Origin of the sequence: Rhodococcus sp. Q (assembly GCF_005503035.1) — a bacterium.
GTDB lineage: Bacteria > Actinomycetota > Actinomycetes > Mycobacteriales > Mycobacteriaceae > Rhodococcus_G.
Genome location: NZ_SCOY01000048.1, coordinates 1 through 21,079 on the forward strand (window position 1 = coordinate 1; position 21,079 = coordinate 21,079).

The 21,079-nt window shown below is 65.9% G+C and carries 9 protein-coding genes; 4 read left to right on the forward strand and 5 right to left on the reverse strand.

Features of this window, described 5'->3' with window-relative positions; all coding sequences use genetic code 11:
* The 4 genes from FFS72_RS24795 to FFS72_RS24810 form a co-directional block, all read left to right on the forward strand.
* Window positions 1-3,718 (forward strand): Zn-binding domain-containing protein (locus FFS72_RS24795; RefSeq protein WP_137876443.1); only part of this gene is annotated, 3,718 nt, incomplete at its 5' end.
* The gene (locus tag FFS72_RS24800; protein ID WP_137876444.1) at window positions 3,719-5,989 is read left to right on the forward strand and encodes a 3'-5' exonuclease; all 2,271 of its coding nucleotides are present in this window, start codon (window positions 3,719-3,721) and stop codon (window positions 5,987-5,989) included.
* Between the two features lie 161 nt (window positions 5,990-6,150).
* Window positions 6,151-7,347, forward strand: a complete 1,197-nt coding sequence (locus FFS72_RS24805) for a DUF4357 domain-containing protein (protein WP_137876445.1) — start codon at window positions 6,151-6,153, stop codon at window positions 7,345-7,347.
* 91 nt (window positions 7,348-7,438) lie between these two features.
* Window positions 7,439-7,948, forward strand: a complete 510-nt coding sequence (locus FFS72_RS24810; RefSeq protein ID WP_137876446.1) for a hypothetical protein — start codon at window positions 7,439-7,441, stop codon at window positions 7,946-7,948.
* 99 nt (window positions 7,949-8,047) lie between these two features.
* Here the strand turns inward: FFS72_RS24810 and FFS72_RS24815 are convergent, their stop codons facing one another.
* The 5 genes from FFS72_RS24815 to FFS72_RS24835 form a co-directional block, all read right to left on the reverse strand.
* The gene (locus FFS72_RS24815) at window positions 8,048-8,674 is read right to left on the reverse strand and encodes a hypothetical protein (RefSeq protein ID WP_249353514.1); all 627 of its coding nucleotides are present in this window, start codon (window positions 8,672-8,674) and stop codon (window positions 8,048-8,050) included.
* 564 nt (window positions 8,675-9,238) lie between these two features.
* A complete protein-coding gene (drmB, locus tag FFS72_RS24820) occupies window positions 9,239-11,089 on the reverse strand; it encodes an MrfA Zn-binding domain-containing protein (protein WP_137876447.1) in 1,851 nt (616 codons plus the stop codon).
* On the reverse strand, window positions 11,086-14,319 hold the full coding sequence (locus tag FFS72_RS24825; RefSeq protein WP_212744392.1) for a helicase-related protein: 3,234 nt from the start codon (window positions 14,317-14,319) through the stop codon (window positions 11,086-11,088). The genes drmB and FFS72_RS24825 overlap by 4 nt, the downstream gene beginning before the upstream one ends.
* A complete protein-coding gene (locus FFS72_RS24830; RefSeq protein ID WP_137876449.1) occupies window positions 14,316-16,232 on the reverse strand; it encodes a UvrD-helicase domain-containing protein in 1,917 nt (638 codons plus the stop codon). The genes FFS72_RS24825 and FFS72_RS24830 overlap by 4 nt, the downstream gene beginning before the upstream one ends.
* Window positions 16,229-21,043 (reverse strand): DEAD/DEAH box helicase, encoded by a 4,815-nt coding sequence (locus FFS72_RS24835; RefSeq protein ID WP_137876450.1) that lies wholly within the window; start codon window positions 21,041-21,043, stop codon window positions 16,229-16,231. The genes FFS72_RS24830 and FFS72_RS24835 overlap by 4 nt, the downstream gene beginning before the upstream one ends.
* Window positions 21,044-21,079 lie beyond the last annotated feature (36 nt).

Genomic DNA, 21,079 nt, shown 5'->3' on the forward strand with positions numbered 1-21,079 from the left:
GTTCCCCGCCGTCGGATCACGAACCGTCCCCGAGGGATTCGACGCCATCACGGCACCCTCGTCGTGGTACGCGCGGTGGGCGTCGCAGTGTCTGAACGTCTCCCCCGTCGACGGCGGCTTCCTCGCCAAGTCGCTGTTCGGGGTGCTCGCCGAGCAGCGGGTGCTCACCGCGGACCTCACCGAGGCCGGTCTCACCGCCTACTCGCTGCCCGCCGCCGCGGTCACCGTCTCCGCACCCGCCGACGAGGCCCTCACCGACGGCCGGCACCTGCTGGTGTGCAGCGTCTGCCAGACCGCCACCCCCGGCACCGTTACCGTCGTCGACGAACTCGACGGCGCCCCCTGCCTTCTCGTCCGCTGCCCCGGCACCCTCGCCCGCGCACCCAAGGCACAGAACTTCTACCGCCGGCTCTACGACAGCGCCGAGATGAAGCGCGTCGTCGCCCGCGAGCACACGTCACTGCTGCCCACCGCGACCCGGCTCGGCTACGAGACCGCGTTCAAGCGCGGCGGCGCCGACCCCCAAGCCCCCAACGTCCTCGTCGCCACCCCCACGCTGGAGATGGGTATCGACATCGGCGACCTGTCCACGGTGATGCTCGGCTCGCTGCCGCGGACCGTGTCCTCGTATCTTCAGCGGGTCGGCCGCGCCGGCCGCCTCACCGGCAACTCGCTGGTCCTCGCGTTCGTCCGCGGCCGCGGCGAACACCTGCCGAAGCTATACGACCCGACGTCGGTGATCCAGGGCGACGTCCGCCCGCCCGCGACCTTCCTGACCGCCGAGGAGATCCTACAACGCCAGTACGTCGCGCACGTCATAGACCGCCTCGCCCGCGATCCCAACACCATCGCGCCCCGCGGCGCCCGCGCGGTGCTCGGCAGCTTCGACCCGGGTAGCTGGATGGCCGACCTCCTCGCCGCGGTGACCACCGACGCGGATGCCCTGGTCGACGGATTCCTCGCCCAGTTCGACGATGTCCTCGATGAGCACACGCGGGACTCGTTGCGGGCCTGGACGACTCCAGACCCGGATGGGAACCCGAGCGGACTCGTCACCGACCTGCAGGAGGCCGTGCACCGCTGGAACCGGGACCTCACCGAACTCACCGCGCGCCGCGCCGCGGTCGAGGCGGAGATGCCGGAGTTCGAGCGTCGTGCATCCTCCCCTGCCGCCACCGACGACGACCTGCGGGATCTACGCACCGCGAAGGGTTCGCTGCGGCTGCTCGGCGGGCAGATCCACGACCTCACCGACGACTACTGGATCAGCGTGCTGGAGCGCTACGGCGTGCTGCCCAACTACACGCTGCTCGACGACTCCGTCACCCTCGACGTCGGCGTCACCTGGATCGACCCCGACACCAACCAGTACATGGGCGAGGCGACCAGCTACCAGCGCGGCTCCCGGGTCGCGCTCACCGAACTCGCACCCGGCGCCACCTTCTACGCCCAGGGCCTCGCCGCCCGGATCGACGCCGTCGACCTCGGGGCAGGCGAATCCAACATCCACACCTGGCGGCTGTGCCCGCAGTGCGGGTGGGTGGGCATCACCCTCGCCGGTGAAGAAGCGCCGACCGTCACCGCGTGCCCGCGTTGCGGGACCGGCGCCATCGCCGACGTCAGCCAGCAGCTGCAGGTCGTCGAGATGGCGCGGGTGTCCGCGGAGGTGCGCCGCGACGAGGCGTCCATCAACGACTCCCGCGACGAACGGCACAAGGAGTCGTTCACCGTCGTCACCGCCGCCGACATCGACCCCATCAACGTGGACCGGTCCTGGTTCGTCGGTGACCTCGAGTTCGGTGCGGAGTATCTGCGCCGCATGGACGTTCGCTGGCTGAACATGGGCCGACGCACCTCGCAGGGCGGCACCCGCACCATCGCCGGGCAGGAGACCACGACGGGCCTGTTCCGGGTGTGCTCGTCGTGCGGGCAGCTCGACAAGTCCGCGGGCCGCAACAGCCGATACGAGCACCGCAGCTGGTGCCTGCACCGCAACGCGGCCACCGAGCACGTGCGGGAGATCGCACTCGCCCGCAGCCTGCGCACCCAGGGCGTGCTGCTGCACCTGCCCCGCTCGCTCGAATACGACCTGTTCGCGCACCCCAGCCTGAGCGCGGCGATCCTGCTCGGCCTGCGACAGGTGATCGGCGGGTCCCCCGAGCACCTCGACGTCGCAACGATCACCGACGCCCTCCACGCCCCCAGCCAGCGGGCACTGCTGATCCACGACACCGTCCCCGGCGGCACCGGCTATCTCGCCGAATTCGCCGACCCCGCGAAGGTGTGGGCGGTGCTGGACGCCGCCCGCACCGTGGTGCGCGACTGCGACTGCGCCGACCACGACCGGCTCGCCTGCCACAAGTGCCTGCTGCCGTTCGCACCGCCGCACGAGCTGGACAAGGTGTCCCGCAAGACCGCGCTGCGAGTGCTCGACCATCTCCTCGGTGTGGACGGCGACGTCGACCCGGATCAGCGGGCGTGGCTCGACTCTGTCACCGAGGAAGCATCCGGGAAGCCGACCGGCAGCGAGGAGTCACCGTTGGAGAAGGAGTTCTACGTCGCGTTCGTGGAGCGGCTGCGCACCATGGGTGCGACCGTGAAGGAAACGCCGGGGACGTACGGTCCGTCCGCGACGATCGTGCTGCCCGGCAAGAAGATCCGCACCTGGAAGCTCGCCCCCCAGGTGCACATGGCGAACTCCAAGCCCGACTTCGAGCTCGCCACCACGGACTCCAACATCCCCCGGATCGCGGTGTTCGCGGACGGACGCAAGTACCACGCAATGCCCGGCTGCAACCGCGTCGCTGACGACGCCGCCAAGCGGGCCGTCCTGCGAGACAGCGGGCATCTGGTGTGGTCTTTCGGCCACGACGACCTGCAGCGCTTCATCGCAAACGAGTCGGCTGTGCCGCCTTGGTACACCGAGCGGGCCGCGTCGCAGACGATGGGTGCGGGGAATCTGCGACCGGCACTGGTCAAACTGCTCACCGCGGACCCGGTCACCCAACTGCTGTCGTTCCTCGTCGACCCGGACCGCGAGGCGTGGGAGTCGGTCGCGCAATGGCTGCCGATGATGTTGGTGCGCAGCGACAACAGGATCAAGGGCGACGCCGAGAACCTCGCGGCGGGCGCCCACGCTCTGCTGGACCACCACCCCGCGACGTTCGGCGACGGCACCGACATGTGCTGGTCGTACGCGGACGGCCCGCTCGCCGTCACGGCCGCGATGCTGCCCGGCACCCGCGCAATCCACGCCGTCGTCGCCGTGGACGACCGGGACGAGGCGCTCGAGATCCACGACGGTAAGGGCTGGAAGGAGTGGCTGCGGCTGTCGAACTGGCTCGGGCTCAGCGACCGACATCGCGTCACCACCCACCGCCTGCTCGCGGCCGACGACACCGGCGGTGGCCGGGCGGCCCAACCAGCGGCCGTGCTCGAACCCGAATGGCAGGCACTGTTCGACGAGACGGTGTCCGACGCCGAGAAGCAGCTCGTCCTGACCCTCGCTGCATCGGAGGTCCCGGTGCCTATTCCGGTACTCGGGTTCGAAACAGACGACGGCGAGGTACTCGACCTCGCGTGGGGGGACAGCCGTGTCGGCGTGGTCCTCGACGGCGAGTCGACCACTGCCCATACGATGAGCGAGCTCGGGTGGACCTTGTGCCCGCCGGACGCGGCGCAGATCGTGAACGCGTTGAAGACGAACGGGGTGCTGTAAGTGGCGAATCTGGTTCTGGCGACCAACACCAAGGCCATGCCGAAGTTGGACGGATCCATCAAGCACAAGGTGTACGACTTCTTCGAGAAGGTCCGCGCCGACGACACCACACCCGGCCTGCACATCGAACCGCTCCACAACGCCGTCGACAAGCGCGTCCGCACCGGCCGGGTCGACCTGCACTACCGCGCCATCCTGTTCCGCATCGACAGCAGCGCAGGCGACACCACGTACATCTACATGGGTACGTGGAATCACGACGACGCCATCAAGCTGGCGGAGCGGTCGACGCTGCGGGTCAACCCCGTCAACGGTGTGCTCGAGGGCATCATCGGCGAACTCGATGGCAACGCCGACCGCAAGAAGCGATCCGTCGTCCACGACCCCACCGGCCAGATCGGCAAGCTGGTCGCCGAGGAGTCGTCCGGGTTCCTCGCCGGAGTCGGCTTCACCCTCGAGGATCTCACCGACCGGCTCGGCCTCGATCCGGAGCTGGCGAAGCGGGCTCTCGCCGCGGCCGACGATCACGTCATCAACGCGATCGCCGCGGAGGTGGAGGGCTGGCAGGGCACCGCTCTGCTCGAACTGGCCGTCGGAACCAGCATCGACGACATCAAGGCCAAGCACGGCTTCACCGAGAACCCGATCGATCCCGACCTCGACGAGGACGAACAGATCCTCGTGGCACTCGAACAGCCCGCATCGAAGATGCAGTTCACCTACATCGAAGACAACGACGAGCTGCGCCGGGTCATCGAGGGCGGCGACTTCGCAGCATGGCGGACATTCCTTCATCCCGAGCAGCGCGCATACGCGGAGAAGGACTTCAGCGGCGCCTTCCGGCTCTCCGGCGGTGCGGGCACCGGCAAGACCGTCGTCGCGATCCACCGCGCGCGGCACCTCGCGAAGCAGAACCCCAACGCGCGAATCATCCTGACCACGTACAACAAGACTTTGGCGATGGGCCTCGAGGCCGACCTGCGGGCGCTCGATCCGGACGTTCGGATCGCGGGCAAACCCGGCGAGCCGGGTGTCTACGTCGCGGGAATCGACAAGCTCGGCAATGCCGTTCTTAATCTCGCAGGCAACCTCGCCGACGCGTCGGAAGCGGTACTCGGCTCCCGCAGCATCGAGGCCACCAACAGCCGCACGGCATCGGACAGAGTGTGGCGTGACGTGACGCAGTCCGTCGCGAGCGGCCTCGACACTCGGCTCGCGACACCGGGATTCCTCGAAAACGAGTACGTCGCGGTCATTCTCGCGAACCGCGTGACGACGCTCGAGCAGTACGCGAAGGTCGCACGACCCGGTCGCGGGGTGCGGCTGAGCCGCCCGCAGCGGATCGCGGTGTGGAAGCTCGTCGAGGCGTACCGGCGGCAGAGCCGGATGGACGCCAGCCTGAGCTTCCCCGAGGTACTCGCCCTCGCTGCCGAGCACATGCGGCTGCGCGGCGAATCCGGCGGCGGGCACGTGGCAGACCACGTCATTGTGGACGAGGCACAGGATTTGCATGCCACCCACTGGGCGCTGCTCCGGGCGTTGGTCGCCGAGGGCCCCAACGATCTGTTCATCGCCGAGGACTCGCACCAGCGGATCTACGGTCAACCGATCGTCCTGGCGCGGTTCGGCATCAAGATCGTCGGACGGTCACGCCGGCTGACCCTCAATTACCGCACCACTGCGCAGAACCTGCACTTCGCCGTCAGCATTCTCTCCGGCGCGGATTACAAGGACCTAGAGGAGGGCGCGGAGTCGACCGCCGAGTACCGGTCCGCCCGGCTCGGTCCCGACCCCAAGCTCCTCGAATGCAAGGATGCCGCAGACGAACTCGACAAGGTCGCCGAGCTGGTGCGGGGTTGGCTTTCACCAACCGACGATCCCGACGAGCCGGTGGTCGATCCGTCCACCATCGCCGTCCTCACGCGTGGCAAGACCGACCGCACACAGTTCGTCCGAGCCCTGGGCGAACGCGGCGTCGAGGCGCGAGCACTCGACGACAACCCCGCCACCCCCGGCTACGTCCAGGTACTCACCATGCACCGTTCCAAGGGCATGGAGTTCTCGCGCGTGATCCTCGCGGGTATCGACGACACCCACGTCCCCTCAGCGGCGACAATGCGATCCGTCCCCGAAGAGGAGCAGGCCGAGGCGCTGCTGCGCGAACGGTCGCTTCTGTACGTCGCAGCGAGCCGGGCGCGGGATGCACTTGTCGTGACCTGGAGCGGCAAGCGGTCGGAATTGTTGAGGAGCACGGCAACGGAGCATCTGTGAGCAGTCCGAACCGCGGTCGATCGATCCACATCTATCTGACGGACGGGCATCCGGACGGAGTCCGAGTGGTCACGCGCCCTGGGTGGACCGGCTCGCTACTGGCGTTTTCGCGCGCAGACTATGCGGACGCCCGGTTACGGCCCGAGTTCAGCCTCACCGGCGTGTATGTCCTCCTCGGCCCCTCCAGCAGCGGGCCTCACCACGAGACCGTGTACATCGGCGAGGGTGACGTGATGCTGACCAGGATCGACAACCACCACAAGTCGAAGGACTTCTGGACGCGCGGCTACGTCCTGACGAGCCAGAACAACTACCTCAACAAGGCCCATGTGCGCTACCTGGAGTCGCGCCTTATCGAGATCGCCAAACGTACCGGAGTTGTCGGCCTGCACAACGGAACCGCACCCGATCCGATCGGCCTCGGAGAGGCGGAGGAATCCGACATGGAGGTGTTTCTCGACGAAGCACTTCCCCTCTTTCCACTGCTCGGAGTCGTCGCATTCGACACCGGACGCATCCTGGCACCCTCTGCCGACCAGCCGATCTCGAAGACGGAATCCGGGTCCACTCGAGCTGACGCCTCAACGGTGCACGAGTTCGACGACCCAGGCCGCAAGCTCTTCCTCACGTCGCACGGCGTTCAGGCCGAAGGTCGAGACGATCAACGCGGATTCATCGTGGCGGCAAACTCACTCGCCCGGCGCGCGACGGGTGAAATGACCAGCTACAGAAAGCTCCGCGATCAACTGACAGCCGACGGAATCCTGCGTGAATGGTCGTCGACGCAGCTAATCCTCACTCGGGACTATGTGTTCGACAGCCCATCTGCTGCGGCCACAGTGTTGTGCGGAACCAGCCGGAACGGTCGCCTCGATTGGAAGACAGCGGACGGCATCACCCTCAAGGAACTGCAGGATCGAGAAGCAACGTTCAATTCGGGACCATTGGACGACCGCGGACCGAACACCGCGCAACGGCACGCGACACCTGAGCGCACACAACCCAGCATCCCCGCTCCGTCATCTACCCGACGGGAGCGCAGGCAAAGTCGAATCAGCGCACAAGGCCGATCGACCCCAGTCCACTACGACGAGGACATCGCGCTCCTGCTCGACCTCGGGTACCTCAATCCCGGTGACACGCTCCACTTCGAAGAACGTAAGAAGGGCCTCCGCCACATCGCAACGATCGAACCCGACGGCGCACTCCGCATCGGAACCGCCCGATACGGAGCTCCGTCGACCGCACTCGGCGCGTGTGTCGGTTACTCGGTGAACGGCTGGACGACCTGGCGCATCGAAGATGGCCGGAAGCTTGGTGCGCTTCGCAATCAGGCTCGACGCAGGTCGGGGACGTGACCGCCACTGCTCGACAATCGATACGAGCGAGAATGGCGATACTTCGTTGATACTTCTTGCATACTTTTAAGCTCATTGCTAGGGTAGTTTCATGACCGGAAATGAAGACACAGTCGTCGTGTTCACCGCCAAGAGCCCCGAGCAGATCCTCCGCGAAGGCGGCTCCCAGTCATGGAAGCTCGACCCCACCCGGGCCACGAAATGCGAATGGTTGGTCTGCACGCAGAATGCCCACAATTTCGAGGACTACGCCGACGGCACCGAACCTCATGGCAGCGCCTTCCTCATCGGCCGCATCTCCCGCATCAGCCCTGCGACGGACACCGATGGCCGATGGCTGATCGAAATCGGTGAGTACGCTCGCGTCAGCCAGCCCGACGTGTGGGGCGGGGAGCGTAACCCCGTCCGCTACACCAACTTCGACTCGCTCGGCATCAGCCTTGAGGACGTGAAGTTCCAGGCGACGGAACGCCGTGACGCCGCCGCTGCAGCGCAGCCCTCTGCGGAATCGACCGGCCTCACCATCACGCAGGCCAAGGCCGGGCTCGCGAAAACCTATGGCGTCGACCCCAATTCCATCGAGATCGTGATCCGCGGATAGCGATGCCCAGCTTGCGGCGGTGGTCACGACATGACAGGAGGGCCACCGCCGCGAGCAGATCATTCCCGGTCTGCTCGCCGCGAAGTCGACGCCGCCATGTCACCAGCCGTATCGGCTGCAGATTTCGCGGTCGATGTAGCCCTGTTCGCATCCATCCTGCGTTTGGATGTCTCCACTGGTGGGAGCCTTCCCGCAGAGGACACCGCAGCGCTCGTATCCGTGAACGACCCCGTCGCCGTTTCGGTCCTCTTCCGGGTCGTACGGATAGCCGCCGCCCGGATTCGGATTGGGATTCTCGCGGGCCTCCGCCTCCGCACGCATCGCCGCGCAGGCCGGATCGGTACTGGAGTACGTGCCGTCCATGTACACGGCAGTCCCTGGATAGTCGCAGTACCGCAAGACCTTCGCGGCCTCTGTGGTCGGCGGCGGCACGTACGTGTCACAGACTGCCTCGTACCCGACGGTCCCGTCGGAGTACAGGGCCGTCCCGGATTCGTAGGCACTGAGGTCACCGCAGTCGAACGTGACGGGCGCAAGCGCAGCGGTAGTCGTCGACGCCTGGAGTGTTGTCTCCGGTATCGCCGTGGTCTCCGTCGTGGTGACTGCAACCGACGTCGTGGATGTCGAAGGTGGCGGCCCTGTCTCGCCACCGTCTGCGCACGCACCCAGTGCGAGGGGCCCGATCAGGACGAGCACTGCCGGCACGAACCATCTCTTCACGTCCATCTCCGTCACCTTCGGTCGACACGTCTCCCTCGGCCGGCGGCGGGTGGGACTTCGTTTTTCAGCTGCGCGACCCATTTTCGATATCGTCGATGTCGACCGAATCGCTATATGTGATGGTGGACGGCCATGCACAAGACCTGACCGAACCGTTCGAAACCTGCGCCACGGCCGGTCGGTAACACATCACCAACTCGGAACCTTCCTGCACGGGACGCGGTTCCCTGCCAGCAGTGCATCCAGGTCCTCCGCACACACGAGATGAACGTGCCTACCACGGCTGCTCCGAAGCCCGGCAAGTTGTTCCAGTGCGTCGACCCCGCCGACACGGCCCTCCCGCCGCTGGCCGTCGCGGTAGGAGCCGACGACAAGAATCTTGGTGAGCGAACAGAAGTCGGGATGGAACACTGCGCCCTTCCGTTCGAGCAAAGGACGCAGCCGGTGCCTGGCAACGTGCTCACCGCCGAGCGACACGTACCCCGTGGCCGTCACACCCAGCCCCGCTATCCGGTTGATACCGGCACACCCCATCCCGACTCCCCGCTCGTATCCCGACGCGACCGTCCGCTACAGCATCGACGTGAAGAACCCCGGGACGGTGCCGGTCTGGTCCCCGATCAGCATCGCTCTGTCCAGGAATCCGTTGAGGTGCTCGCAGCTCGTTTCCGGCAGCAGCACGCAGGCATGGCACGCGGCCATGTTCACACTGCCGGCCCCGCTGGCTTCCGCCTCCATGCACAGTGGATCGTTCGAGCACCATTCGGCTCGGGCCAGAGCTGCCCGCAGCGTGTGCGCGAGCTTGTCGGGCTCACCCTGTGCCACGATCCCGCCTAGGCTTCCCGCGGAATCGCTGGTGGCCGTGTACAGCAGCATTCCCGCCATGTCGCCGTCGGCGTAGAGCCGCTCCCTCAGGGCCGATGCCGGGTAGCCCGCGTCCAGGCTCCACTCGTTGATCAGCGAGTGGGCGAGGGTGTGCAGGAGGAGCAGCCGCGGAGTCACATGGGATTCCACTGCCTTACCGTCCTTGTCCTTCCGTGCGGCCCCTCGTTCACGGAGCAGCGCGAGGTGATTCGCACGCACCCGCTCACTACGGGCACGGACGGCCGGATGTGACTCCCATTCCGCGAGCCGGGCACCGTCGAGCCGCAGGAACACCCCCTCGCCGCTGACCTCCATGGCGGGCAGCCACTCGGGGTCGTCCTTGTTGCTGAGCTTGGCCTGCCGCTGGTCCGCGTCGGCCTCGGTCGGCTCGTCACCGCGCACGAACGAGGACAGCACCCGGACCTCACGCAGCCGCTTGACGAGCATGCTGTCCCGGAGGCCGAGCTCGCGGATCGGCGCCGGATCGACGTCCGGGGTCTCGCAGACGAACGGTTGGTACTCGGCGACGTGCACCTCTGGCCTTCCCCGAACCAGCGCCTCGTACTCGTCCTGGCGGAGTCTGGAACTTGCCTTGACGGTCGGTACGTCGTCCTCGTCGGGCGTCGCGTCGGATTCCTCGAACGCCTGCACGACCTTGATGACGTCCTCGACGGATGCGTTCAGCTTCGCCAGCAGGCCGGCGCGGTCCTTGAAGTAGAAGCGAACGTACTCCTCCGGTGCCCCGATCAACTTGTGCTGCTCGACGAGCGCATACAGGCCCTCGCCCCACGGGGGAATCGAGAGGGCACTGCTCATGATCGGGTGCCATGCGGACGACGAGCCTCGCTGCATGGCGCGCGGCGGCTGATCGCAGAACTCGGTCACGGCACCCTTGAGCCAGGGACGTCGCCCCTCACAGCGAATTCCGAGATCCTTCAACGCCTTCGAGCGGAAAGCACCCTCCATCGACGCCTCGGGAACCCCACAATCACACCGCACCACGACGGACCGCAGGGATGCGGTACTGCCGTCCGTGTGCAGCGACAGGTTCCCTCCACACTTCCCAGCTTCCCGCTCGACCCCACGGTGCACCCACTTCCAGTAGGGGAAGTCTTCGATGTGCCCGTGATTGCAAGCGATGACGAAGCGCGACGGCACCAGGTCCTCGGCGCAGTCGTCGCACCGCGCCTTGCCCTTGTCCGAATTGAACTTGAAGAACGGCTGCAGCGCCTTACATTTCGGGCACGAGTAGAACTCAGGGAAGCGGTGGACCACGACTCCCCCGGTCCCTCGGTCGGGGTCGGGTGCCGGAGGGAGGCGGAAGGTGTCGACGCCCAGGATGTGTGTGAGCCGACGCTCGTACACCGCTGGGGCCTCGCTCACGTCCCACGAGTCGATGCCCGCGACGATGAACGACTCGTTGTCGATCGCGATCATCGAGCCGACGCCGTAGGTGGTGACGAGCTGGGAACGCCGAACCGCTCCGGGCTTGCGGGGCACCGGCTTGGCGGGCGCCCCCGCGCCGCGGCGTCGACGCGGATTGTTTGGGGGTGTCATCTGCTGGCTCCTGACCGATTGTGCTCCAAGAAGAGACTCGATTCCGCGTCCACATCACGCAGGCTCCACAGGGTTCCCCACCCGGTCGCGAAGTCGGACTCGTCGTCGAACCCGGCTAGCAGCGCTCGCTGTGTGGTGCCGCGCTTGGCCTGGTAACAGAGATCGGGATGGTCTCGGGCCTCCTCGAGCCACCATTCGATGAATGCAGCGCAGTGATCGGCGGTCGCCTCACGTTCCCGTTCGTCGACCTGACCGACACGATCGAGAATTCTCGGCACGATCTCGGCCTCGATGTCGTCGACGAAATCCACGATCCGACCGGCCGCATCGTTGTCTGTGGCACTCGGAATCATCAGTCGGGTCAACGCGACGATCACCGCGTGCAGGCCGCGGTCGCGTGCTCGCGCGGAGAACGGCGTGACGCTGGTCGACTCGACCTCGCGGTAGAGGGCGGAGTGGAAGCTGGGGAACTTCTCGTAGTGCGAGCGGTCCCGGGAGCGCGCCGAGTTGAACATGACGGCAACGAGTCCCGGATGGCGACGGCCGACGCGACTGGTGGCCTGGATGTATTCCGCCGTGGTCTGCGGTTGCCCCATCACTGCCATCAGCCCGAGCCGATCGATGTCGACGCCGACCGAGATCATGTTCGTGGCCAGGAGGACGTCGAGCACTTCCTTGTTCGGGAGCGTGACGTCGAGCTGCTTGAGCCGGCTCGGGATCTGGCTCGAGTCGGCGCGACTACTGAGTTCGACCAGTGCAGTCGCCGACCGGACACCCGTCGCGTTCGACTTCCCGAGAAGCTCGAGTCGATCCTGCACGTCGTCGAGGACCTGCAGCTCCGCGGCGGACAGCAACCTGAGGCTGTTGAAGTAGCCGACCAACGTCCAGTAGGCGTCCAGCACCGCGGGATCCGCTTCCTCGCCGGCGGCCTGTGCGGCGTTGAGCAGTGCTGCATAAGTTCGGACGAGCAGAGTCGTCTGGCTCCCACTGGGGGTGAACAATCCGACATACCTGCGGGACGCCTTGTCCTCGCGTGGCGTCTCGACGGCGAACCACGAGTCGCGGGAGTCGACACCGGCAGGCGGGAACTGGGCGACCTTGCGGTCGAACAGCGCACCGACCTGATCGGAAGCCCGGCGAATCGTCGCAGTGGACGCAATCACTTTGGGCTGCTTCGCCAGAACATCGATCGCGGTCTCGTACAGCCCGGTGAGGGTGCCGAGCGGACCGGAGATCAAGTGCAGCTCGTCCTGGACGACCAGCTCCGGCGGGGCGTACCCGAGGTCGCGGTTGAACAGTGCGCCGGTCTCGGGGCGCCACGGCATCGACGCGAACTTGTCGACGGTGGCGATGATGAGGGTGGGATGCGCGTCGTACACGGCCTCGTCGACCAGATGCACCGGGATGCCGTCGCCGGAATGGAAATCACACGTCCGATTCGGGCAATTCACCAGCATCCGACTCAGCTCGGGCCGAACCGTGTAGTTGGTCGCGTCCAGCGGGTCGCCGCACCACGGGCAGCTCTTCAACTGCACGGGGTTCTCGCGCTGCAACGACTTCTGTGGATTGGCCCGCAACTCGTCGAGCTTGACCTCGGCTTCGGAAAGCAGGTTCGGTGTCGCGGACTTCCCGACCCACATTCCGATCGAGATGGGAGAACCGCCTAGATCGCCCCGCTCGGTGCGTAATTGCTCCATGGCGCAGATCAACACCGTCGCGCGCTCGAACTGTTGCAGCGTGAGGAGCCGAAGCGTGTAGCGCATGAGCACCGTGACGCCTGCGCCCTCCTCCCCGCCGCGGATCCGGCGAAGGAACACCGTGAACGCGATCAGTCCCAGATACGCCTCGGTCTTGCCACCACCTGTCGGGAACCACAGGAGGTCCGCGATCTCACGGTCCTCGTGATCGGGATCGACGATCCCCTCGAGACACAGCAGCACGAACGCGATCTGGAACGGGCGCCAACGTCCGCCCGCCGTATCGACGTCGCCGGTGCGTCCACTCTTGATCCATGCGCTGCGCCCACGCTGGCGGGCCATCGCCTCGTTCGCCAGCTGGAACGCGGCGAAGATCTCGGGCCTGCTCGCATCGGCGATCAGCGCGACACCGCGGCGCATCCGGGCGAGCGACTCGTCACAGAGCCGGATCTGCTCGTTCGCCACCTTCTCGTAGTCACTGCCTGCGAGCGCAGCAGCGTCCACTCCACGATCGACTATCCAGGCCTGGTAGCCGTCGAGAAGCTGGGTGAGCGCAGCGACCACCTCGTCGCGACTGCCGCTTCCCAACCCTGACATGCCGAGCGCCCGATCGTCGATGTCCGGGTTCGAGTCCGTCAGCAGGACGTCGTGGGTGGGCATGAAGTCGGTTCGAATAGACCGCACCGCCGCACGGCCGGACACCGGTGTCCGGACCGCCTGAGGCTGCCAGTCCCAGGCCACCGAGCATCCGTGCCCGACCGCGAACGCAGGTGCATGGCGATGCAGCAGTCGGCTGAGTGCGTGTTCGTCGTCAACCGCTCCCGCACCTGTCGCGCGCTCGACGAACGGAAGGGTCCCCTCCGGGCCGGTGACGATGATCTCGGGCTGGAAGAAGCACGATGCGTCCTGCAGGTCGTATTCACCTGTGCGGAGGGTGTTCACGATGGTGACGGTGACGGTGACGACGCCTGCACTGTCCGGAGTGCGGACCAGAGTGCGCAGTTCGAGTCCGGGGCACAGCGCCACCGGTGGCTGCATACCCGGAACCGCGACGTCGACCGGTACCGGATCGCATTCCAAGGGCGCCCGCCGCCAACGCTCTCGTTGCTGCCCGGTGGTACGCGCCTCGCTTCGAGTGGGCTCGACGGGCAGCCCGTCCTCGTCCTCGGGTGCGTACTGAGCGGCTCGGACCGTGACGTGGACCGTGGTGGCGATGTCCGATCCGACACCGAAGGTAAGGCCCATCGACGAAGGCTTGCGGAGGTTGGTGAGCGCCACGCCCAGGTCCGTGACGCCCTGCTCGCCGTCGTCGCCGCGGACGACGTCGGGTGCCTCACCGCCCTCCTCCTCGCCGACAGTCAATGCCGTTCCTGCAACATGCGGGAAGAGCACACCCATCAAGTAGGCCGTGATAGGGGCATCGTTCGCGAGCACTTCGTACGGCCCGTCCTGCGGGCCCAACAGGTCGGCTCGCAGCGCGCCGCGGATCTCGGAACGCAGCGCGTAGTGCGCACTGTGGTCGGGCTTGCTCACTCGCTGATACCACTTTCCGCCGTAGTGTCGTTCCATTCGAATTTTCCGAGCCCACAGAGCCTCGGCGCGATCCACACCCCGACACCGCCGATGCCGCTGCGTTCGCTCACCGCTGCGGACCCGGCCACCGTCTCCAACGCGTCGACGCGCAAACCGGTGATCCGCCTCGGCCAGCGTTGAACCTCGTAGCCGCGGTTGAGCTTGAGCAGCCGCCACAGGTCGCCACGGAATCGTGCTGACACCTCGCCGATCGCCCTGCCGTCGTGGAAGATGCCGTAGGGCGGTGTCTCGGTGCTGGACTCCGGCAGGTCGTGCAGTCGCCTCAGGTCCACTGCGTCGTCAATGCGGACGGATTCACGGAGGTACCGCTGGGTGTCCGCCGGATCCGCGAACGGTTCACGCACCCCGGCAGGCGCCACATGGCACACGTCGAACTCCATCGCCTCGATACCGTTCCGTGCCCACCGTTCGCGCCCCCCGAGATACCAGCGGTCCACGGGGTACGAGTTGTGGATCGCCTTCCGCATCTGCCACAGCTTCGGAACCTCCATCCGGTACAGGTCGTCCCGCGGCCTGGTCATCGCGACGTACAGCAACCGCGCCTCTGCCGGCGGGTCGACGTCGCGTGCACTATCGGAGGTGATGGGCTCCGGAGCAAGGACCAGAACACGGTCGAACTCGAGACCCTTCGCCCGGTGCACGGTCGACAGCACCAGGGGGTGAACAGGATTGGCGGTCAGTTCATCCGGAAGTCGACCCTCCGCGACAATCCTTCGGAGCGAATCGACGTCGAGCTGGTTGCGGGGGCTCGACGCGACCCTCCGCAGTGATCGCCACACCCGATCCGGCTCGTCGATCACCGACGAAATCCCGGACACGATTTCGCGGAAGCGGTCCTCGGTGATGGTGGCGCCGCCTGCGGCCTGAAGCAGGTCGGCGACCCAGGCCGGTGCCGGGCGGGACCGGGGCGATCGCTGGATACGGTGCGGCACACCGTATCCGTGCAACTTGTCCGACAGCCACAGAACCTGGCCGTTGTCACGACAGAGGATCGCAGTCGTACCTCCGTTCAGGCGCAGCGAATCCTGAACGAACGGGTCCTTCACGTCCCCGAAGAGCGGCGCCGCCGCCAGTTCCGCACACAGGTCGGCATGGATCGCGGTGGCCGCAGCATTCGCTGCGTCAGCATCCATCGGGAGCGCTTGCAGCTGCGCGCCGAAGCGCAACGCGACCCGTGCCTCCGGTGTACGTGCCCGGAAGTTGTCGTCCAGCGTGACCTCGACCAGATCGTCGGAATAGGAGGCGCGCACCCAGTCGAAGAACCGATTCGTCTCGCCCGCTCGCTGCTCCGCATCCGCCACCTGGAACCCGTAGATGGACTGTGCGGCATCGCCGACAACCGTGAATCCACAACTGTCGGAGAAGCGATCCAACAGGGCCTCGACCATCTCCCGGCGAATCCCGACGAGATCCTGGACCTCGTCGATCACCACGTGAGCCGGGGATCCCTGTTCGAACGACTCGACCACTCCCTCATCGATCGCGGCGATGGCCATTTCGATCCGGTCGTCGAAACTCGTCCCGGCGAGGTCCTCCCGATTCGGATCCATCTGACGCAGAAGCGCAAGCGCCCACCCGTCGAATGTTTGCGCGCGGACGCGGCGAGCGGTAACGGCCAGGCGGTCGACGCGATCACGTAGCTCTCGTACCGACGCGCGCGAGAAACTGAGCACGAGGATCTCCCCCGCCTCGAGCTCCTCGATGCCCGTCAGGTGCTCGAGGCGGTAGGTGAGAGTGGTGGTCTTGCCTGCGCCCGCGCCAGCCGTCACGAGAGTCCGTGCATCCCAGGGTTGCTCGACGACCTTCAGCTGGCTCGGAGTGAGATCGAGGCTGTTCCCCGCCACAATTGTCATCGCTTGTCTTCCTGCCACAGGTACTCGAACTCGGTGAATGCAAGGCTGTTGTCGAAGTTCGTGATGTTGTCCCGAACGTCGAGAATCAGGCAGCTGTCCTTGCCGCCATTCTTCACTCCGCGCAGCCCACGGCCGACCATCTGCTGATAGGCGTTGGCGCTGTATACCGGACGAGCAATCAGAACCGCGCGCGTGGCGGGCGCATCGAAGCCCTGGGACAGGACGCCGTAGTTGGTGATGACGCGAATCTGTCCCTTTCTGAACGCGTCGATCCGCTGACGTCGATCCGCCGCAGGCGTCGCCGAATCGATGGCGACCGACCGGATCCCCCGGTCGGTAAGCCTCGCCGCCAGCGTCTTCGCGTGATCAACCGAGGTAGCAAACACCAGGACAGGCCAGTCCGCGGGCAGATCGACGATCTCCTCGATGATCACCTTGTTACGGTCGTCGTCCTCGGCGAGCCGGCGCTCCGCGCTTCGAGGGAGGAAGCCGTGCAGCTTCTCGACCTCCGCGAGTTCGTGACTGTGAAGCGCCATGTCCATACCGGCAAGCTCCCGATGCTCCACTCGCGAGAGAATCCCCAGTTCCTGAAGTCTCGCGATCGGCTCGCCTCCGAGAACATCGTCGTCGAGGCGGCGGTCACCAAACCGCTGGACGAGACGCCGAGTCAGCTCTGCATCGTTCCGGAACGGAGTTGCCGTCAATCCGACCAGATGCCGGGACGTGACGCGATGGGTGAGGCCCATCGATTCGAGAATCTGCGTGTACTGCTTGGAGATTGCGACATGGGCCTCGTCGACGATCACCAGCGACGCATTCCTCAGCCAAGCGTAGTCATCGGAGTCCAGGCAGGACCGCAGCTTCGCATCAGTGGCCACCACGAGGTGCGGCCGCCCGGCGACCGGTGTCGCGGAATTGTTCGTCCACAGTCGGTCGATGGTCAGCGGACACTCCGCCCCGACCTTCTCCCAGACGAACTTCCACGACTGCACCGCCTGCTCACACAGTTCTGTGGTCTGAGCGATCCAGAGGATCGGCCCCTCGGGGGTACCCGACTCGCGGATCCAGCGGATCACACCTTCCGCCGCAACACGGGTCTTTCCGGCCCCGGTGGGAAGGCTCAGCATCGCTCGTTGCGGTTGCGCGCGGCAGAGCAGATCGACGAACCGCCCGGCAATCTCTTCCTGATACGGGTGGAGCGAGGGGAAGTCGGTCGGCCCGGATGCCACCTCGCGCTCCGGCGGCGGCGAGATGTACGCACCCGCGAACGAATCCGGAAATCCGAGATTCGTGACGAACTTCAGTGCAGCAGAACCGCCGTCGAATCGATGTGGAGCCTCGGGAAATCCAGCCTTGACCTCCTTCGCATATGCCCTCAGAACACCGTCATCGTGAGCATTGAAGGCCAGCTCCGCCAAGCGCTGCACGTCCGGCTGCTGTCCGGTTTCGTAGATCTCGCTGTCGATCAGGCCGGCAGGAAGTCCCCGCCGAAGGTCGTCCTCGCTCAGCATCGCGGCAAGCTTCTCGGGAATCGCCACAGCAAAGCGGATGGCCTCGAGCCGCTGCCGGAACGCCTGGTCCTCGAGATGCTTGCGCTGCGCATCGAGCACCGCGCGGCACCCACCGGCACCCAATCCGAACCCTAGTTCCTCGTCCACCAGGACGAGGGCAGTCTCCTCGGTGGCGTCGACAGGGACCAACACCACGTTGTCTTCGCGCGCACTCGCGAGCGGGGTGTGCCGGGTGCCGTTGGGGGTACGGACAACCTCCTCCAATTCGCTGCATCGCTGCAGGAACAGACCGTTGAGCCGCGCGGTTCCGACTCGTTGCCGAAGCGACGGGAACGCGTCGGCCAACATCGTTGCAGGCCCCGCGGGCACCGCCCGGATCCGCTTCTCGATCACGTCCGCAACCGTCCGCATACCCCATTGCGTAATCATCAATTCCGCTTGCTCGGCGTCGCCGGGCAGGTCAACCAGTAGTGCCGGGTGGTTCTCGCGAATCAGTTCGTCATACTCGGCGCGGGTCCTCGCGACAGCGATCTCGCCGTCCGGCAGAAGTTCCCAGGTGTCACCGACTCGGCACCGCACCGCCTCTTCCTCGACAACCAGGTCGAGCGCTACCCGAATCAGCAGAGCGTAGGTTCGGCCGACGAACTCGTCGTCGGTGCTCCCCTTCACCATCTCGAGCAGGGTCGCCCACCGGTCCGGTGCAAGCTCCTCGACTCGCGTAGCCAGCCTGAGCTTCTGCGCCTTGGCAGCGCTGATCTCTGCGACCGGGAGCACCTCCGCGTAGTCAGCGAGCTGAGGTCCGACCGCCTCACCAAGTGGACGAAGTCCGAGCGAGGTCTTGACCAGGCCGTGGGTGGTGATGAGCCAGCGGATCGGCGAAATGACCTGAGCCCGACTGTTCGAGGCCTTTCCGATCTGTCGTGTCCAGTTCTCGACCAGCCCCTCGTCCGGGATGGCGGCGAGGTACGCTGCCCGCCCCTCGTCCGACAGCTGCTTGAACAGGTGGAGCGGACCGGCCGTTGCACCACCTTCCAGCCGCATCGTGTTGATCATCACCGGCCGCGTGGTTGCGGGAAGTGAGGCGCAGTACGCCTCGTACATCTTCGCCCGATACGAGGCGAACCAGCCATCGCCGTCCGGCTTGTGCCCCGTAGTCGGACGATCTGCGACTCCGAACTCACGCAGAATGGACCGGTCATTCGCGTGGAACTCCATGTCGACGGCCAGGTCGACGTCCCTGGATCCGTCCGCCGGCACAACCGGCCCAGGGAGCATGCAGGCGTGCAGCGGACGGAAATGGCCACCGAGCGTTCGCGCGTGCAACGTCGTGGCGATGTCGGGTACCCGCTCGGCAATTGCCCGCGCCTGGCTGGCACCGCCTGCCCGGTTGAGCAACTCCCAGAACCGCATCCAGGATTCCGAGGTGTATCCGTCGAATCCCTGGTCCAGAACACTGTGGAACCGTCCCTCGGTATCGGCCTCACGAATACCCAACTGATCCAGCAGGGGAACGAGTTCGAGGTCGTCCGCAAGTCGCTGGTCGACATAGACGAGGTCGTCTCGAAGGCCATCCTCGCTCGACCGGCGGAAGATGCCTCCGGCGGTCGGCGCAACGAGCTTCCCGCTGTCCGTCAACACAATCCGTGCCTGACGCGCGTCGGCGGCCTCCTGCTGGTACGCCGACCCGTCCAGATCGTTGGACAGGATGTGGGCGAGAACCCGAATCGCGGCCTTCGAGGCCTCGACGGTGCCGTCCTCGACGAGCGCCTCCAACCATTCGCGAATCGGTGCGGCACCGAGCTTGCCCGCCGCGTCGAGGATATGCACCATCTTGCCGCGGCGAGATCCCGGCCCCTCGACAGAGTGATGCACCCAGCTCTTCGGACGGCCATCGTATTGACGCCACAATGCCAGCGCGTCGTCCGATAGCTTGTCGCTGTGAAATCTGAGATTCCCCGGTACTCGAAGGATCCCGTCCTGGTCGGGCAGGGACGGACTCACCGCTGCGAGCTTCCAGATCTGCTCGGTCAGGAATTTGCACGCCCAGTTCGGCGATTCGGAGTCGCGCGCTCGACCGGGCAACAGCGGCAGATAGGCGGCCGGATCGGAGGGTGGGGAAAGCTCCTCCAACGAGTTCACGACCAGTTGGGCCGCCTCGACGAGCAGTTCCGAGTTGAGCTTGCTGCCCGCGAGAAGATTCTGCCTGTCCTCGTTGGTCTTCCACGCGGCATTGAGCGCGCCACTCAACTGCATCGGATAGTTCGTCGGAAAGTAGGACCAGAAGTTGCCGCGTTCGGTAGGTACGGTGAGGTACCCCGACTCCCGCGATTCGGAGTAGCCCGGTACCGCCCACGAGATGTCAATGATCACTCGGTCGTGCAGTTCCCCCGCACCTGTCCGCGACTTGTCGGTCACCGAATGCGCTTGAGTGAAAACACGATAGCTGTCCGAGGATGCCTTGTGCCCGCCCCTGGACTGATTGATCGTCCGCATCCCGTCCTGCTCCCGGACCGAGAGCTCACGGCGAATCTTGGGCATCGCCCGGTGATCCTCGAGAAGCACAGACCCGACATGCGGCGAGAACAGCTGGAAGAGGTGCGGAAACTCCCCCGCTGCTGTATCGGTGCTCGCCTTCGAGCCCTGCTCGATGTCCTTGCCGAGCTTGTCCGCCGCGCCCTTCAGCAACGGCAGGCGTACCACGGTGCTCGCCCAGTCCAGCATCGAGTCGAGAATCGGATCGCGCGAGCGCTCGAAGTCGACGTCGAGTGGACGGGCCATCCGGAGCACGGGCGTTTCGCCCAGCGAGAGAAACGGCGGCTCGCCTCGGTCGACGCGTGCCGCGTTCACGGCAGCGAGGATCTCACTCGCCGACCAGTCGGCATCGAACCCGAACGATCCTGTCTTGCTGAAGAACTGCGGTGTGCGGGTCACGGAGAGCACAGACTTCACACCGACACCAAACCGGCCGATCTGCCCACCACGCTTCTTGGAGACTCCCATGCGAAGGATCGTGTCTGCGCCTTCCGGCGTGACAGGCGTGCCCTCGTTCGCGCAATACAGGTGGTCGTCGGTCAGAACCACATGGATACGTCCACCCCGATGGCCGTCACCACGGAGTTCGTCAGCTGCATTCTGGACGAGCTCGAACAGCTGGCGGTCTCCATATCCGCCCTGATGGATGCGACGCTCGCCGTTCGCGTCCTCCTCGATACGCGCAGGGTTGTAGGCGTATGTACCGAGCGCAAGCTCGGTGAGCTTCGCAACCTTCTGGAGAACGTCGCTGTCGGTGGCATTGTTCATGGGTCGTAGTCCTCGAAAGTACTTGAAGGAGCGGCC

What these genes read in the sequence shown, in the direction of transcription:
- FFS72_RS24815 (WP_249353514.1), bottom strand. Translation starts at nt 8,674, where the DNA reads ATGGACGTGAAGAGATGGTTCGTGCCGGCAGTGCTCGTCCTGATCGGG.
- drmB (WP_137876447.1), bottom strand. Translation starts at nt 11,089, where the DNA reads ATGACACCCCCAAACAATCCGCGTCGACGCCGCGGCGCGGGGGCGCCC.
- FFS72_RS24835 (WP_137876450.1), bottom strand. Translation starts at nt 21,043, where the DNA reads ATGAACAATGCCACCGACAGCGACGTTCTCCAGAAGGTTGCGAAGCTC.
- FFS72_RS24830 (WP_137876449.1), bottom strand. Translation starts at nt 16,232, where the DNA reads ATGACAATTGTGGCGGGGAACAGCCTCGATCTCACTCCGAGCCAGCTG.
- FFS72_RS24810 (WP_137876446.1), top strand. Translation starts at nt 7,439, where the DNA reads ATGACCGGAAATGAAGACACAGTCGTCGTGTTCACCGCCAAGAGCCCC.